Below are 17,892 nucleotides of genomic sequence, written 5' to 3'. Positions count from 1 at the left end.
GTATATTACTGTAAATTTACCAGACTATAATTGTGACCAATCTAACAGAATACAAATCATATTAAATATAGATGAAATTTTAATGACGATATGTTGTTAACAGACTTCTTTCGTATGAACCATAGAAATCTACTAATCGCAGATAAACGCAATTTATTAATAAACCATTATAGTAGGAAAAAATCTGAAAAAGAATTAGTAAAATAACGGTGAAGAAATTATTTTTTTCTTCACCGTTTATAAGATGGATATGAATGTCAAATTTATGCCTTTATATGTTACTAATAACGATAAAAATCATAAATCACTTCTGGTAGCCAGAATCTTGGGTAAAATCTCAGATTGTTGTCTTGCATTCACATCATAGCCGTAGATATCAGCTCGGTATTGTGGTATTCCTTTATCATCAACCCAAGCTGTTTGATAATAAAGAAAGACAGGAATTTTTTTGGGAATATTAACATATTTTGTTTCCCATTTTTTCAATGAACCGCTAACTTTATCCTTATTCCAACCAGCATCGCCTAACAACATATTAGCCAATTCAGGCGCTTTATTGACACGCACACAACCAGAGCTGACCGCTCTCATTTCCCGACCAAAGGAAGCCTGATTTGGCGTATCATGTAAATAAATTGCTTCTGAATTTGGCATGTTAAATTTGAAACGCCCTAATGAGTTAGTTGGGCCAGGTGCTTGTCTTATACGATAAGGAAAATTACTCGGTGTAACTACGCTCCAATTAATTGATGAAGGATCAATAACCTTAGCGTCATTACCCCAACTAGAAAAAACGGTATAACCACGGGTACGAAAATAACTTGGGTCACGCTGCGCTCTTGGTGCAATATCTTTGCGAGTCATACTCGTAGGTACATTCCATGGTGGATTGATCACTACATTGTTTAATTCACTACTCATAATGGGAGTTTTGCGACTAGGGCGGCCAACTACGACTTTAGAATTTAATATTTCCTTTCCATCCAGATAATAAAAAAGCGAATAATTCGGAATATTAACTAAAATACCTGTAGGAATATTTCCGGGGATAATCCGTAACCGTTGTATATTTAATGCCATAATGCGAGCACGAATTTGTGGTGTCGTATTTAACCATACCTTAGTGGATCGGCCAATAACACCATCGGCTGACAGACCATGTAGAGTTTGAAAGCGTTTTACCGCAGCGATTAATTCTTTACCGTAAGTCTTATTATCAGATTTAGCATCTGATACCTCCAACATACCCGCCCGAACCAATATTTTTCTTAATGCTACAACACCTTCACTGCTTTGCCCGGGTCTTAGGGTGCCTTTCAGCGAAAACTCCGTCCATGGTTGCTTATCAGCTAATTGAGCCAACATCTCCTTACGCATATTTTCATACATAGGATGGTTGGGTGATAAGGTTGTAATATAAGATTCAGTACTCTGATCTTTGATATGTTGCTGCCATTTATCAATTAAATGAGAAGGAGGTAAATTAATCTTATAAGGTGTTTTACTGTATAACCATGAATCCCCTTTTTTCTTAACATCGTTAATAAAATGGAGATAACCTAGCATAGCATCAGATAAAATAACATCACGCCCAATATCACTTAATTCTGGAGAATTAAGTTGCACTAACCATTTTTCAAATTGAGGTTGAAAACCAGCTAACGATATTTCAAATAATTGATCTTCGAATTGCTGAATGGATTTTTTATCTGTCCATAACGGTTTCATTTTATTGGCAGTATATAACGTTACCAAACGATCAAGGAATACCGGTTTTACTTGTTGCGGTAGCCAATTTTGTAACTGCTTTCGATTATCATTAATAAAATTTATCTGAGATATAGGAATAGTCTTATCAGATGAAGCAACCGAAACCTCTTTTTTTGGTTCCCCTGTCAATGGTTGCACGCCACTTGATTCTAAGCCATTTTGTTGAGTTGCAAAGGTTCCTTCTGATACCGCCAATGCGCTACAGATAAAAGAGACTTTCAGTAACCTTACCGAGTTCTTCACCATAACAGTTCACCTCACCTTATTATGCATACAGCTATTCAATGACTTATTCTAATTATCAGGAGTCCTATTTTATCAGAAAAGAATAGTAGTAATTATATACATAATTACTTCTTAAGATAGGGGCCTACCCAATCATACTCAATTACTCTAAGCAAAAGAAAATTTTCACTATTATAAATTAAATTATATTGGCTCTAAAAAGGGAAAAGGCACCTATAGTGCCCTTAATTGGAATGTACTATCCTGAAATTTCAGATTAATACTCAGATTTAATGACTACTTCCTCTCCGAACCGGCCTGCTTTAGGTAAAGGCTGATAAGAAGAATTTGATGCTCTCAAAATGCGTATGCCACGGATATTCAACTCACGGGCTGCGGCAATATCAGCATCTGCATCACCATAGTAAATTTTCAATTTATGATCTTTCATCCAACTAATTTTATTATTTTTACCTGGCTCATCTCCCGCAAAAATAACAGCATTCATTTTATCAGCAGGAATATGTAAATCTTCTTGCAAATATTTGGTTACCGTTTCTGTTTTGGTTTTTGAACGGCCGGTAATGAAATAAATATCATCTCCCCGCTTCAAGTGCATCTGAACTAATTCAATGCCAATTTGTTTTGGCATACTGAATTTATCCCATTCATTATTCATTTTTTCCCAAAACTCCTGGTTTTTCAGATAGCTATTGTCATTCGGCGAATATTCCAATTTACCGCGGAAAAAACCAGGGCTTGAAAACAACACTGTATCATCGATATCAAATCCTACCGCCATTGGAGGTTGGGATTGCAGGCTTTTTTCGATTTGATCAACAGAAACCCAATGTACCGCCTGACGTTGAGCCAAATCTGCTGCTGTGACTCCTGAGCCAATTTGCTCCGGCATAAACACTTTTGCCTGTGCCATACCGTTTAAACCAAAAGCGAGTACAATCGCACTGAATGCCAGAGTGGCTTTACGCATCGTTATTCCTTTTTATATTAATCATAACGGTCCGAAATAATAAACGTTATTACCACATGAAAACGAGACACACTGCACAATTGATTAAGGTTACTACTCATCAGATGAGAGTCAGGGGGAAAAAGATAAGGGGTATATCAGGGCAAGGAGGTCATAATATCCCTCCTTGCCAAAGGCATTATTTGACGATATTGACGTTATTTTTCCAATATCGATTGTGTTTGTGACTGTAGTGCTTGTGATTGCAGTGCTTGTGACTGTAATTGCTCAGTCGCCGGGGCATCCTGCCCAAAACCACGCAACCCAACAACGTGTACATGCTCCTGATTATTGAAGACTTTACGTACCAGTTTATAGGTTGTCCCTTTTTCTGGGCTGATGTTTTCCGGTGCTGCGATAATTAACTGCATCTGCAAGCGTTCACACAGTTCAAACAGCGTCGCGATTGATTTCGCGTCCAAACGTGCGGCTTCGTCAAGGAACAACAAACGGCATGGTGAAATATCTTTACCACGTAAACGACACGATTCTTCTTCCCAGCTCTGTACAACCATAACCAGAATAGACATCCCCGTACCGATAGCTTCACCGGTAGAGAGTGCGCCGCTTTCCGCTTTGAGCCAACCATCCGAACCACGATTAACCTCAACGTCCAGTTCAAGGTAATTACGGTAATCCAGCAATTCTTCACCAATCGTTTGAGGCAAGCGCTGCCCCATATCAATCTGCGGGTTCAAACGCTGATAGAGCTTCGCCATCGCTTCTGAGAAGGTCAGACGTTGGCTGTTGAACAGATCCTGATGTTGTTCCTGTTGCTCAGACAAAATATCCAACAAGAGAGAATGACTTTCACGTACATTCACATTCAGACGTACGCCGCCAACCTGCCCAAAGGAAACAGCCTGCAACCCCTGGTTCAGCATACGAATGCGGTTTTGTTCACGTTGAATGGTCTTACGAATGATATTAGCCACACTCTTGGAGCTAATCGCCAGTTTCTGCTCACGAGCGGTCAACTCTTCGGTCAGACGTGCCAGCTCAATTTCCATCTGTTCAATGGCATCAACCGGATCGTCTGTTCGAATAATATCCTGACGGATACGCTCGCGCAAATGTTGGTAAACAGCAACAAAGAATTGAATTTTACGCTCAGGACGTTTCGGATCTTCAGACAAACGCAACGCATCGCGCAAATGTTCATTATCCGCTACCGCCAGACGCAATGCTCCCAATGCCTTATCCGACATCGAGCGTAATTCATCACCATCCATATAGGCCAATTCACGGCGATGTAAACGACGCTCAACCCCATTGTCTTTCACCATGCGCATTACAGCACACCAGCCTGCTTTCGAAGAAACCACCTGCTCACGCTTCTGGTAATAATCACGCTCAGATTTGCGCAATTTCTTCTGGAGGTTGTCCATTTCCGCTTCACAGAATGCGATTTGTTTCTCAAGCTGGTTAATGCGGGAACGGTTGGTACTCACGGCAGCATGGAGTTGATCACGACGTTCACGAGCTCGGCTTTCTGCGTTGGCATCTGCCTGAACTCCAATATCCTTAAGCTCTTGCTCAAGTTCTTTCAGCATATCCTGCTTAGTGTCATAAGAACTTTTCAGAGATGCCAATACTTGGTTGAACTGAGCACATTGTGATTGATGCTGGCGAAATTGTTCACGTGCACGGCTGCGATCAGATTCTGCATGCTCAAGACGCTGGCGCAGCTTGTCGTTCAAGTCGGAATTTTCACTGAGCATTCCGGCAGAATCACTGTAACTGAAATGCGCACGGCGCTGTACGATTTCTGTCAGGGCAAAGGCTTGCTGCTTGGCCTTATTTTGGCTGTGTTTCGCTGTCTCATAGTCTTTCTGCAACTGCTCATGTTGCTGTGGATCGCTTTGCAAAACAGCAACCAGCGGCTCAAGTTTAGTCAGAGCGTTGCCATGTTGTTGCAGGAACCGTGCTGCGTCCTGTGCTTCACCCATCTCTTCACGAACTGTTTCCACGCGATCAATCAGCGTTTCATCCAGCAAAATCGTGATTTGTGGGATCAAGCGATTCAATACTGACAAACTTTCTTTTACTTGAGTCAGTTTCTGATGGTGCTGCTGAGTTTGAGTTTCAAATTGAGATAACTCACGCTCCAGTTCAATACGGCGCTGGTTCAGACTGCGAATTTCTGCTTCTGGATCATCATCAAATGCAACAGAAAGGTGTTTGCCCACAAAACGACTGAACGCTTGGTGTGCACGCTGAGTTTTCTGAACATCAAATGAGAGTGTTGCATAGCGCTCTGCCAACGTATCACGCTCAAGGCTGAGAGCTTCCAGACGATTTTCTCTTGCCGCCCGTCCGAATAACGGAACTTCAGGATAACGCGAGTAACGCCACTGACGTTCAGATGATTTCACCAGAACCGCATTTTTCTGCTCTTCGAAATGGAATACGCTGTCATCGAAAGATTGTGGATCTCCCTCGATCAAATAGAGATCTTCCGGGCAATCTTCCAATGCTTCCAGATGTGGGCGAACTAATGAAAGATCAGGCACGACGATCGCATGGCGTGCCGGGCCATACAGTGCAGAGAAATAAGGCGCATCATCAATGGTAATGTCGTCATAAATTTCTGATAGCAAAACACCACCGAAACGCTCCGCCAATGCAAGCAACCGCCCGTCTTCTGCGCCATTTGGTTGGCTCAAGCGCTCAATTTGTTTTTCCAGCTCACGTTTCTGTGCCGCTACATCGTCACGTTCAACAGTGATTTCACGCTCTTGTTCCAGCAATTGCTGCATGTATTCAGTAACATCGTGCCCGCTTTCAAGCGTCTCATTACTCTGTTCACACAACTGATTCAGGGCTTCCTGTGCCGCGAGCCATACTGGCGCGCGCGCAGTTAATCCTTGGATCTTCTGCTTGAGCTGTTCAAACTCCTGACGCATCTGTATACGACGTTCACCGCTTTCATTGGCATTCAGGCTCAGTTCTTCCAACTGGGCTTCTAATTCGCCCTGTAAAGCTTCTAAATCTTCCGCTTGATATTGTTGGTTATGACGCTTACAGAACTCTTCCAACAAACGCTCTGCATTTTTCTGACTGTTCAGGCGCTGTTCCAATTCAGCCAACTGGATACGTAAAGGCTGAACGCGATCAGCCAAATGGCGTTGGGATGGCCATTCACGTAATAATTCACGGGCAGTTTGCCATGCTTCACTGCGGCTCACTTCACCAACAATGTTTTTCACCAGTTGGTAAGCCTGCTCGAACTGACTATGCGCCGCATCTGCGACATTCAGTTTCTGTTCCAGTGCCAGCAAAGTTTCCGTCGCCTGTTGCACTGCGGCCTGATAGGTTTCCTGCCACTCATCAGCATTTTCTATTGACAGCTCAGGAAGCTGGCAAAGTTCACGGGCACGCTCTAATGCTTGTAGCGCCTGCTGATATTGAATCGCACGGGTTTGCTGAACATCCAAAGCCTGCTGGTAATCAGCAAGCTGGCTTTTCAACTCATCAACTTCCTGTTCAGCCGCTTCAGAGGTAGTTTCATATTCTGCCTGTAGCTCTTTCGCTTCTTCTACGACTTCACTCTGTTCTTCCAGACGATAGGTCAATTCTTCAATATCTGATTGATATCGATCGATTTTCTCCTGCTGTCGCATTGCAGTCTGAACCAAATTCAGATGATCACTGGCAGCCTGATAATCCATTTCTAAATCAGAAGATGCGTCGCTTTGTTCCGTCAATTCCCGTGCCATTTCGACATGACGGTATTGTTCAGCAATCAACTGACGGCGGCTGCCAAATAATTCACTGCGCAAGGCCAGCGCTTCATCCAAATGAACACGACGTTCATTGGCATGACGCATATAATCCGCAGAAACATAAGCCGTTGCTTCTGTAATGAGATGCTTGAATAGATCGCGATTAGATTGAGTGACGCGGATGGCTTCCAGTGTGATACGGTTTTCACGCAACGCAGCTTCCATATCCTGAAACGCTTTTCTGACGCCACTGTTTTCCGGCAATAAATAATCACGCAATGAACGTGTAATGGCGCTGGAAATACCACCATACAGTGATGCTTCTATCAGGCGATAAAACTTGCTGCGATCACTCGCCGAGCGCAGGCGTTTTGGGATTACCCCCAAATCAAACATCAGGGAATGGTAATCCGTAATCGAATTAAACTGTTTGAATTGAACGCCTTCCATCTCATCAAGGCGCTCTTTCAATTCATTTAATGGCAAAACTCTTGCCTGACGTTCGTTAATATTTTCAGTCAAAAGTTGGGTTGGCTGAATAGATGCAGGAACGCCCTGAATCATAAATGGCTTGATATCCACTTTACGATCACGTCCGGCAATTTGCTGTAGACGAACCCCGGTAATGATCCTTTGATGACGGGAGTTAACAACATCCAGCATGGAATAACAGACACCAGCGCGCAGTTTACCGTGCAAGCCTTTGTCACGTGAACCACTGGTTGCCCCTGCCTCAGTGGTATTGCGGAAGTGAAGTAACGTTAAATCCGGGATCAAAGCGGTTACAAATGCCGCCATCGTCGTGGATTTACCCGCTCCATTACCACCGGATAAAGTCGTCACAAGCTCGTCAAGATCAAACGTTCTGGCAAAAAAGCCGTTCCAGTTAACTAACGTCAGTGAGCGAAATTTACCGCGTTCAATCATGACTGTTCATCCTCCGCACCTTCTGCTGAATGCTCTGATGCTTCTTCATGTTCATTATCTTCCTGCGATGATTCCCTTTCTATCGGCATAGCTTCTATCGGCATAGATTCTATCGGCATAGATTCTACCGGCATAGATTCTACCGGCATAGCTTCACCATCACGGATCATCCGCAATTGAGCCTCGCGTGGGTCATCACCGCTGCGTACATCTGCACCGAAGCGGAATACTGCTTCGGTAATCGTAAATTTATTGCTGTCATTTTGCAGGAAATAAACCATTCCCAGACGGCGTAGGCGGTTTAGGGAAGTGCGTACTTTTTCCTGTAATTTCTGCTTATCCAGATCGGAACCTGTCGAACGTTGGTTCACTAATTTAATCAGCTTATTTTCATCAGCCAGTGACAGCAGCTCGTCATACAATTCTTGAGAAGTAAATATCCCCTGATTGGACAGGCGCTCCGGGCTGAGATAGAGATAACACAGGATCTTACCTACCATCATGTCCAATTCAGACAAGACAGATCGCGGGATCAACGTTGTTGAACGGGGACGCAGGTAAAAAAAACCTTCTGGTGCACGGATTAACTCGACGTTATAACGCGCATAAAACATTTCCAACTCTTCCTGAAAATCCATCAGAAAAGCATGATTATCAAGATTATCCATACTGATATGACGACCAGAACGAAGCTGGCTGTCTAATTCCGGGAAAAGTACGTTGGATAATGCCTGAACCAGTTTAACTGGCATAAATTGTTCAATATGTGTCGATGACATGTGCCTGCACCTTGGCTCCGTAATCATTAATCGCTAACCATTCCGCTGGCAACCCAGAGAAATCTGCTTCTGCAACGCCCAATCTTACTGCCTGATCCACCAGAATACGTGCCACATCAAAGTGGCGTTTACGTGGATATTGAGCAAGGTAGTCGCGCAGGATGGCTCCTAAATCCAGAGGGAGTTTTGCCTGTTGGTAGACCGCCAGCGCCTGTTCAACCATTTCAGCCAATTGTTCGTTGATTTCATTGAACTCTTCGTATTCCATTTCTGGCGGTAATTCTCCCATTACCTCTTCATTGCGCAGAGTCAGTTCTTCATCACGCATATCCAGAAAACGCTCTGCGTTGGCGATGGTCAACGTCCATGGGCTGTCAAAATAGTGTTGTATGGATTGACGGAGGCGCTGGGCAAAAATGCGGTTTTTATCCATATCAATGGCGGTTCGGATAAATTTATGAACATGGCGATCATAACCTATCCACAAGTCGATGGCCTGCTGCCCCCAACTGATAATACGATCCAGCTTGCTTTGGAGATCAAAAACCAGTCTATCAACCAGATCAGAGCCATCACTATCCATATTAGCCGCCTGAACGCGCAATAGATTCGCCTGCAATTTGTCACCCGCTGCTTCTAATGTGTCCTGAAGCTCCCGCAATGTGCCGGAAGTTTCAGACAGCAACTGTTCACAGTTGGCAATGGCGGCCTGCCAATCCTGATTAAGTAACGCGGCAATATCAGTTTTTACGCTATCCTGCTGTTCATCCATCAAGCGCTGGGACATATCAATGCTGTCAAAAATTTCAGCCACAGAATATTTGAGAGGTGCGAAGACATTGCGATGCCAATGGAATTCATCACCACCTTCTTCGGCTGCCTCAGCCGCCCGATGCAATTCGTTGGCAACGATGGATAGCTGCATGGAAAGGCGCAACGTGGAAAATTCACGCTGGCGAATATAGTAATCACTAATGCCTATCCCCAACGGGGTTAAACGATAGATAGCATTGCCATCAGCCAGTTCACTGGTAAAACGGTTAAGTAGCTTCTGACGAACCATATCGTTAATGGCATTGTTCGCCCTGACGGATACTGCCTCAGAAGTCTGCTCAAAACCTTTACATACTTCACGGAAAGCATCCACCAGCTCTCCTTCACTCATTTCACCATCGAGCCGTTCGCTGTTCAATACGGCAATGGCCAGTAAAAAAGCCAATCGTTCTGGTGGCAACGAAATTGAAAAGTCATTTTTTCTGGCCCAGGACACAAGTTCAGGAACAGTCTGGGAATATTCACTCATAATTCGCTCTTTAAGGTAGGCTTGCGTGCCATCACATGAATGTAACGCCCCAGGCTGATATAGGGCTCTTGTCTGCAATAACGTTGTTCAAGTTCAAGCAACGCCGGAAAATCCGCATTTTGTAATTGGCGGTTTTGCAGGTAATCATGAAAAACCCTTACGCCTGTTTTACCGGTTATTTCCATCTTAAGTTCAGACAACCATTGATATACCTGTTCCGGTACTAATGGATTCTGCGGAGATAGAGAACGTTTTCGACGACGCTGAATATTAGGTGTTGCCAAATGGAAATTACCCAAGATGGCATTACGCATGACCAAACCATTAGCATTATAAAACATTAATGAGAGAGCACCACCGGGCGTTATTATATCTCCCAACGTTTCTATTGCATCTTTTTGGTCAGTAATCCACTCCAATACAGCATGAAATAGAATCAGATCAACCGGCTGTTCAATATGTTGGTGAATTTCCTGTACTGGGCTTTGGATAAATTGCATTTGATGGAGAACACCCCGCTCTTCCGCGTTGTGTTTCGCGCGCTGGATCATCTCTTCGGATAAGTCACAAAGTATGACCTGATGACCTAATTCAGCCAATTGACAAGCCATATTGCCTTCACCGCCCCCTGCATCCAGGATGCGTAAAGAGCGTTGAGGTAGATGGTTCAGCAATTCGTTAATATCCTGCCAGACAACGGCCTGCCTGATTTTACCTTTGGTTGTGCCGTAAATATTACGCGAAAATTTGTCTGCAATATCATCGAAATTGCGATCCCGCATGAAAAACTGCCCCACTTATAAGCTGAGTTTAATTTATCTATTGAGTAGTTATGCTATCTACTGCTATTTTTGCTACTGTTATTTTGGCACAGTAATCATTTAATTAACTACTTTTAGCCTTAAATTCGCCCCTGCACGGCTGTAATTTAACCAAACAAAGGCCTATCAATGCTATTCCTGCTAAAAAAATATATCGGCTCGCTGCTAATGCCTTTGCCGCTGATTATTATCGCCTCTTTCATTGCGTTGCTATTACTGTGGTTCACCCGCTGGCAAAAAACGGGAAAAACTATTTTATCACTGAGTTGGCTTGCATTACTTTTATTTAGTTTACAGCCTATTGCCGACAAGCTCTTACTTCCTATTGAAGGGAAATATGTTCAACGCTATGAGCCTAAAACCACATCTGACACTATAGCTGATACTACCTCCATCGCCCCCGTAAAATATATTGTCGTTCTCGGCGGAGGCTTTACTTATAACCCTAAGTGGGCACCCAGTGCTAACCTTACCAGTAACAGCTTACCCAGAGTTACTGAAGGCATTCGGTTATATCATCTTAATCCTGGCGCTAAAATGATTTTCACAGGCGGTAAGGGCGTAAATTCAATTAGCAATGCAGAAGTTGCTGCTATGGTAGCACAATCTATGGGTATTCCTGTAGAAGACACCATAGCATTGAAAAAACCTTTGGATACAGAAGAAGAAGCTGCTGAGGTAGAAAAAGTCGTCGGGAAGCAATCTTTTATTCTTGTCACATCTGCCAACCATATGGAAAGGTCAATGAGATTCTTTGAACAACGCGGCCTACACCCCATCGCAGCCCCGGCCAACCAATTGGCTGTCACAACACCGCTCTATCCATGGGAAAAATATATCCCTTCTTCCTATTATTTCTCACACACAGAACGAGCTTGGTATGAGACATTAGGGCGTATCTGGCAAGCTATTAAACCGATTAGTAAAGACATAGACACTGAAAAGCCAGCAGAGCCTCAGCCTAAAAATAGTGAGAAAAATATCGCCAAATAGAAAAGAACAAAACTGAAAAAAGAGAATGCCGCTATACGGCATTCTCTTTTAAAGCACATTCAATTAATGCTCATGCCAATAGAGATCAGAGAGCTGCAAAAACTTTTCTAACTGTTTCCAGATCTTCTGGAGTATCCACACCTGCACCCGGCGCTTGCAATGCTTTTGCTACATGGATTTTTTCACCGTACCAAAGCACCCGTAATTGTTCGAGCATCTCAATATTTTCCAACGGACTTGGAGTCCATTGAACATAACGCCGGATAAACCCTGCCCGATACGCATAAATTCCGATATGGCGCAGGAAATTATCTCCGATAGTCTCTTTTGACTGCATAAAACGGTCACGTTCCCATGGAATGGTAGCGCGGGAAAAGTAGAGCGCATAACCTTTAGCATCCATAACAACTTTAACAGCATTGGGATTGAATGCTTCTTCTGCATCTTTAATTTGCACAGCAAGTGTTGCCATTCCAGCATCACTGCCAGCCAGATTATCAGCTACTTGCTTGATGATTTGTTCTGGAATAAGAGGTTCATCACCCTGAACATTCACAATGATTTCATCATCGGCAAATTGATATTTATCGATAACTTCAGCCAAGCGTTCTGTACCTGAATGATGGTTTTCGCTTGTCATACAGGCTTCACCGCCTGCGGCAATCACCGCATCAAAAACGTCTTGATTATCTGTTGCCACAATAACCCGGGCAGCACCAGAACGGGCTGCCCGTTCCATAACACGTACAATCATCGGCTTGCCGTGAATATCGGCCAGTGGTTTTCCGGGCAAGCGCGTTGAAGAAAAACGAGCTGGAATGATAACGGTAAACATAGGTTACTTGTTTTCCTCTGTAGGCAAAACGCGTGCTTCATGCTCTAACAACACAGGAATACCATCACGGACAGGAAATGCGAGGCGGTTAAATTTGCAAATCAGTTCAAAGTTTTCTTTATCATAACTGAGCTTGCCATGACATACCGGGCAAGCAATGATTTCGAGTAAACGGTGATCCATATATCCCCCAAATGACGGGCCTTCAATTTAATGCGGCTCAGAATACCACAAGCGATGTCTCACCGTTAACTCTGTTATTTTGTTAGATATTGTTTTGCTGTTTGTGTCGTTGCCTTGCCATGGTTTCCCGATACTCTGAATGAATGGTTCACTTTGGGATCAAGGCTCGAATCTCATTCAGTACTTTTTGCCCTTCCTCTTCTGGCAAAACAGCATTGACGGGTAAATACCACCAGTTAGGCTGAGCGAATTGGATACATTTTACCGCATCTTTTTCTGTCATCAGCAGATTTTGATCACTGTTCGTTAAAGCCAGTAACTGAGATTTTTCATAAGGTTGATGGTCAGCAAAAGCATGGGTTTCCTGTAGATTTGCACCTAATTGTTGCAAGGTCGCAAAAAAACGCGGAGGATGACCAATCCCTGCCATTGCAATTGCATTTGGAATATCAGTGACGTTTCGCATCTCTCCCGTTAACAGGTTAACGGCTAATTCCCCTTTCAGAGTCATCGGCAATTCCCCTGCCTGAGCCGTTCCACCATTAACAATAATGGTATTGACGGTATTCAAGCGCCCGGCCAGTTCCCGCATCGGCCCTGCGGGTAGCCAACAACCATTACCAAAACGACGAACACCATCAATCACCACAATCTCATAATCACGCTGTAAAGCGTAATGTTGGAGACCGTCATCCGTAACTACAATATCAATAGGGACATGAGCCAATAATGCTTCAATAGCATCAGCACGTTTTGGAGCAACTGCAACAGGCGCACCAGTACGACGACGAATCAAAACAGGCTCATCTCCCGCCTGTGCTGTAGTCACGTCATCTGTCACCAGCAGAGGATAATGTTCCGATTTCCCTCCATAGCCACGGGAAACAACACCAACTCGATAGCCTTTTTGTTGCAACTGCTCTACCAGCCAAATAACAACAGGGGTTTTGCCATTTCCCCCTGCCGTCAAGTTACCGACTACAATGACAGGTACAGGCGCTTTCCAAGAGCGACTCAACCCCATTTTATAGCTTAAACGACGTAAACCGCTTACCAGCCCATAAAGGGCTGATAAGGGTAATAGTGCAATATAAAGCCATGAACGGCCTGACCATATCTTTTCAATCATTGACCAAACTGCATCCGATGTAATTGAGCATATGCGCCTTCGTGCTCCAATAGAGCGACATGGTTGCCTCGTTCTAGGATATTACCATCTTCAATGACGATAATTTCATCAGCATTTTCAATAGTGGAAAGACGGTGAGCAATCACCAATGAGGTTCTGTTTTTCTGCAATTCATCCAATGCGGCTTGAATCGCACGTTCAGATTCAGTATCCAATGCTGAAGTTGCCTCATCCAGAATCAGAATTGGCGAATCACGCAATAAAGCACGGGCAATAGCGATACGCTGACGTTGACCACCGGAAAGCAAAACACCATTTTCACCTATCATGGTATCAAGGCCGTTATCCAGTTTTTTGATAAAGTCCATTGCGTAGGCCATTTCCGCTGCACGTTCGATCTCTTCACGGCTGAATTGTCCTTCGCTGGCGTAAGCAATGTTATTAGCGACAGTATCGTTGAACAGGTGCACATTTTGCGATACCAACGCAATTTGATTACGCAGTGAAGCCAACGTATATTCGCGCAGATCATGACCATCCAATATAATTTCCCCGTCATTCACGTCATAAAAACGGGTGAGGAGATTAGCGATTGTCGATTTACCTGATCCAGAACGACCAACCAATGCGACTGCTTTGCCTGCTGGTATCGTCATTGAAATCTTTTTCAAGGCTGGATGATCTTTGGTTGGATAGCAGAAAGTCACATCACGGAATTCGATATTGCCTTTTGCTTTTTTGATTTCCAGTTTGCCATTATCCTTTTCCTGTTCCATATCCAGAATGGCAAACAAAGTCTGGCAAGCCGCCATACCGCGTTGAAATTGTGCATTAACGTTAGTCAGTGACTTCAATGGACGCATCAAGGCAATCATGGATGAAAACACAACAGTAATTTTTCCTGCTGTCAAAGCCCCCATAATTTCAGGGAAGCTGGCCGCATACAGGATAAACGCCAATGCAAATGAAGCAATAAGCTGAATAATCGGGTCTGAAATAGAATCAGCAGAAACCATTTTCATGCCTTGCTGGCGCATATGGTTGCTGACCTTGTTAAAACGCTCCGTTTCAACTTTTTGACCACCAAATATTAAAACCTCTTTATGCCCTTTCAACATCTGTTCGGCACTGGTCGTCACCATTCCCATGCTATTCTGCATATTTTTACTGATATTACGAAAACGCACGGAAACAAGGCGAATAACACCTGCAACGATCGGCGCAATCACAATCAAAATGAGGGAAAGCTCCCAGCTGTAATAGAACATCAGGATAAACAGGCCAATAATTGATGCCCCTTCCCTAACGACTGTCACCAATGCGCCAGAAGAGGAAGAAGCAACCTGTTCTGAATCATATGTGATGCGTGAAAGTAATGTTCCCGTAGATTGCTGGTCAAAAAAGGAAACTGGCATGCCCATCATATGGTTGAACAGGCGCCGACGCATCTGCATAACCACTTTGCCAGATACCCAAGAGATGCAATAACTTGATATAAAACCAGATATGCCACGTAACAGCATCAATCCGATAACAACCAGTGGCATCCACTTCAATACGCTAATGTCTGCCTTACCAAAACCCTCATCCAACAAAGGCTTTAACAAGGAAAGCATTAATGTATCACCGGCAGCATTGATAATTAGTGCAACCGCCGCAACTGACAGCCCGACCTTAAATGGTGTGATGATCGGCCACAATCGGCGAAAGGTCTGCCAGGTAGAAAGGTCTTTATCATTCATTATTGAGTTACCAAAACCAAAAGAAATAGCGGCTCATTCTACTCATGATCACCGCGAATACCAAACCACTGATGATACCATCGTGATACTATTTGTTGTCGATAACCTTCTAATTTAATGTGATCAAAATAAAAATAGCCGGTTATTTGACCAGAAACTGCGGTGCTACTCCATTGAATACCCGCATTTTTATAACGTTGTTTTACTTTAGCGGAAGGTAATCTCCACGGGCTATAGCGTGCAACTGAAGTCAACGCATATTCAGGCATGACTTTACGTATAAATATCGCAGTAGAGGAAGTATTACTCCCATGATGGGGAACTTGTAATATTGTGGCATTCAGTTCGCCCTTCTCAAGTTCCAATAAGCGATATTCTCCCTGTTTCTCCAAATCACCTGTTAATAACAGACTGTATTTACCATCATCAATGCGAATCACGCAAGATTGATTATTTCCAACGACAGTTGCTTTTTCTGGCGGCCAGAGAACTTTAAAATTCAGCCCTTGCCATATCCACTGTTTACCACGAACACAAGGTAAATGAGATTGATTCAGCAAAGGACTTCTAATTTGAATATCAGGATAGTTGTCCCTGAGGTGCTCTACTCCTCCGGTATGATCCAAATGATCATGACTCAGGATTATTTGCTCTGGCGTTAATCGATGCCAACGCAAATAAGGCACGATAATTTTCTCTGCCATGCTACCTGTTTCCCAACGATTTCCTGTATCGAAAATAATCGCTTTCCCGCCCTTATCAATAACTACCGCCAGTCCGTGACCAATATCCAGCATGGAAAAACGCCATTGATGCTCATCAGAGCGTATTGAATAACTAGCAATAATGCCAATTGAAACTCCCAATAACCCTTTATAAGACTTCCACCAACCAAGACGCCAAATGACAACAAAAAACCAGCCGGCAAGCGTAATAACGATAGGGTAATGCCCTGTTTCAACCCATGATTGCGTTAAAATGGATAAAGGAGCCAAAGCAAAAGAAACACTGTAATCAACAAGTTGCCATAAGAACGGTTGGATAATGGGAATAAAAACACAAACTAATCCTGACATCACTAATGGCACAGATAAGAAAGAAATAATTGGAACAGCCCATAGATTAGCAACCAATGATGAAATATTAACGCCCTGAAATAATAGAAGCTGCAACGGCAACAACATTAACATCATTCCCAATTGCATATGCAATCCACGCAGCCAAACCCATTTCCAACCATAACGAATTCTTTCTGGCAAGGGCATCCAGTGAAACCAAAATAGCAGTGCCATCACTGCGGTAAACGAAAGCCAAAAGCTATCGGAAAGTATTGCTAAAGGATCAAAAAATAAAATAAGCGCGGCACTCCATAAAGCCCATTGCCATGAAAAACAAAGCCTATTTTTACATCTCAGATAAACCCACAGTGTTAGCCCCAATATTGCCCGAATAGCCGGAATACCCCATCCAGATAACCACCCATACAGCACGGCAGTTAACCAGCCCATAATTAATGGGAAGCGAAATCCAATCCATTTTGCAGGAAAGAAAAATTGTGCCATTCTTGCAAAACTCCAACCAAATAAGCTGGCCATTGCAATATGCAGCCCTGAAATTGCCATTAAATGTGCAATACCTGTCTGCTGTAATAGCAAACGAGTGGGTTTATCCAACCAAGCTCTTTCGCCGAACGAAAGCGCCAACGCGATCCCTGCATGTTTTAATGACTGAATTTCTGGCAGAAGCTCACTAATGAAGTCTTGTCGAAGGCTACAATTTCTATTGAGTAATTTCGCCTTAATAATTTTTCCATTTAACGGCTGGCGAATAGAAAGTGAATATCGCTGGTTATCATAACTACCATGATTTAATTGAGCATGAACAGGTCTGAGTTTCATTGTAACCTGCCATTTTTGGCCGGCGCATAGCTGCTCTTGTGAATTCCATAATACCGATGCGTATAAAGCGGGGAAAATATATTTTCCATCACTTTCAATCAACCGAATGCGATAACGTGCCTTTTGCTCATTCTCTTTCGTTTTATTTTCTAGAGATACGCTATCAATCATGACTGTTGCAGTGCGGACAGTTTCACTGAAATAAGTGATTTTCGCTAATATCTGGTGACCATGCCAGCAACCGAAAATAAATGCCCATAATCCTATGGTCATCACTCGAATGAACTTATAAGGCAAAAAGAAAGATAAAATTGCAATAAAAATCAGGAAATTTATGATCTTTTGTTGAGGGAGTTCAGAAAGGAATAATAAAGGAAAAATTCCCAATACAACGGCTAGCGCAACCAAATTCAAACTGATAATGGGTGTTTTTTTTCGCCAAGTACTGTATAAAAAATTAAAGATATAAAAAATTATAGGCTGCATCCATTTATGCCTCTGCGTTGATATTCCATTCACGCAAGAAAGCCTA

Annotated in this window: 12 protein-coding genes; 1 reads left to right on the top strand and 11 read right to left on the bottom strand. The window is 43.2% G+C overall.

Features of this window, described 5'->3' with window-relative positions; all coding sequences use genetic code 11:
- Positions 1-297: 297 nt before the first annotated feature.
- From ldtD to cmoM, 6 genes are all read right to left on the bottom strand, one after another.
- Positions 298-2,016: a L,D-transpeptidase gene (gene ldtD, locus AB204_RS03385; protein ID WP_047961974.1), complete on the bottom strand. Its 1,719-nt coding sequence runs from the start codon at positions 2,014-2,016 to the stop codon at positions 298-300.
- Between the two features lie 256 nt (positions 2,017-2,272).
- Entirely contained in the window at positions 2,273-2,986 is a 714-nt protein-coding gene (gene aphA / locus AB204_RS03380; RefSeq protein WP_047961973.1) for an acid phosphatase AphA, read from the bottom strand.
- 197 nt (positions 2,987-3,183) lie between these two features.
- Positions 3,184-7,677 (bottom strand): chromosome partition protein MukB, encoded by a 4,494-nt coding sequence (gene mukB / locus AB204_RS03375; RefSeq protein WP_047961972.1) that lies wholly within the window; start codon positions 7,675-7,677, stop codon positions 3,184-3,186.
- A complete protein-coding gene (mukE, locus tag AB204_RS03370) occupies positions 7,674-8,456 on the bottom strand; it encodes a chromosome partition protein MukE (protein ID WP_047961971.1) in 783 nt (260 codons plus the stop codon). The genes mukB and mukE overlap by 4 nt, the downstream gene beginning before the upstream one ends.
- Positions 8,437-9,759 carry a chromosome partition protein MukF gene (mukF, locus tag AB204_RS03365; protein WP_047961970.1) on the bottom strand — a complete coding sequence of 441 codons (1,323 nt, stop codon included), beginning with the start codon at positions 9,757-9,759 and terminating at the stop codon, positions 8,437-8,439. The genes mukE and mukF overlap by 20 nt, the downstream gene beginning before the upstream one ends.
- Entirely contained in the window at positions 9,756-10,541 is a 786-nt protein-coding gene (gene cmoM / locus AB204_RS03360) for a tRNA uridine 5-oxyacetic acid(34) methyltransferase CmoM (RefSeq protein ID WP_047961969.1), read from the bottom strand. Before cmoM ends, mukF begins: the two co-directional genes overlap by 4 nt.
- A gap of 168 nt (positions 10,542-10,709) precedes the next feature.
- On the opposite strand from cmoM, the gene elyC reads away from it, so the two are divergent.
- Positions 10,710-11,573, top strand: a complete 864-nt coding sequence (gene elyC, locus AB204_RS03355; protein ID WP_047961968.1) for an envelope biogenesis factor ElyC — start codon at positions 10,710-10,712, stop codon at positions 11,571-11,573.
- A gap of 85 nt (positions 11,574-11,658) precedes the next feature.
- On the opposite strand, the gene kdsB is transcribed toward elyC, so the two are convergent.
- The 5 genes from kdsB to AB204_RS03330 form a co-directional block, all read right to left on the bottom strand.
- Positions 11,659-12,408, bottom strand: coding sequence for a 3-deoxy-manno-octulosonate cytidylyltransferase (kdsB, locus tag AB204_RS03350; protein WP_047961967.1), 750 nt, complete (start codon positions 12,406-12,408; stop codon positions 11,659-11,661).
- Positions 12,409-12,411: 3 nt separating this feature from the next.
- Positions 12,412-12,591: a Trm112 family protein gene (locus tag AB204_RS03345; protein WP_047961966.1), complete on the bottom strand. Its 180-nt coding sequence runs from the start codon at positions 12,589-12,591 to the stop codon at positions 12,412-12,414.
- A gap of 148 nt (positions 12,592-12,739) precedes the next feature.
- Positions 12,740-13,720: a tetraacyldisaccharide 4'-kinase gene (gene lpxK / locus AB204_RS03340; RefSeq protein ID WP_047961965.1), complete on the bottom strand. Its 981-nt coding sequence runs from the start codon at positions 13,718-13,720 to the stop codon at positions 12,740-12,742.
- Positions 13,717-15,465: a lipid A ABC transporter ATP-binding protein/permease MsbA gene (gene msbA / locus AB204_RS03335; protein ID WP_047961964.1), complete on the bottom strand. Its 1,749-nt coding sequence runs from the start codon at positions 15,463-15,465 to the stop codon at positions 13,717-13,719. Before msbA ends, lpxK begins: the two co-directional genes overlap by 4 nt.
- Positions 15,466-15,500: 35 nt before the next feature.
- Positions 15,501-17,846, bottom strand: coding sequence for a ComEC family protein (locus AB204_RS03330; protein ID WP_047961963.1), 2,346 nt, complete (start codon positions 17,844-17,846; stop codon positions 15,501-15,503).
- Positions 17,847-17,892: the final 46 nt, after the last annotated feature.

This window comes from Xenorhabdus khoisanae, assembly GCF_001037465.1.
In the GTDB taxonomy this organism is placed as follows: Bacteria; Pseudomonadota; Gammaproteobacteria; order Enterobacterales; family Enterobacteriaceae; genus Xenorhabdus; species Xenorhabdus khoisanae.
Note: the sequence above shows the minus strand (reverse complement) of the source record. Positions and strands in the feature narration are given on the sequence as shown.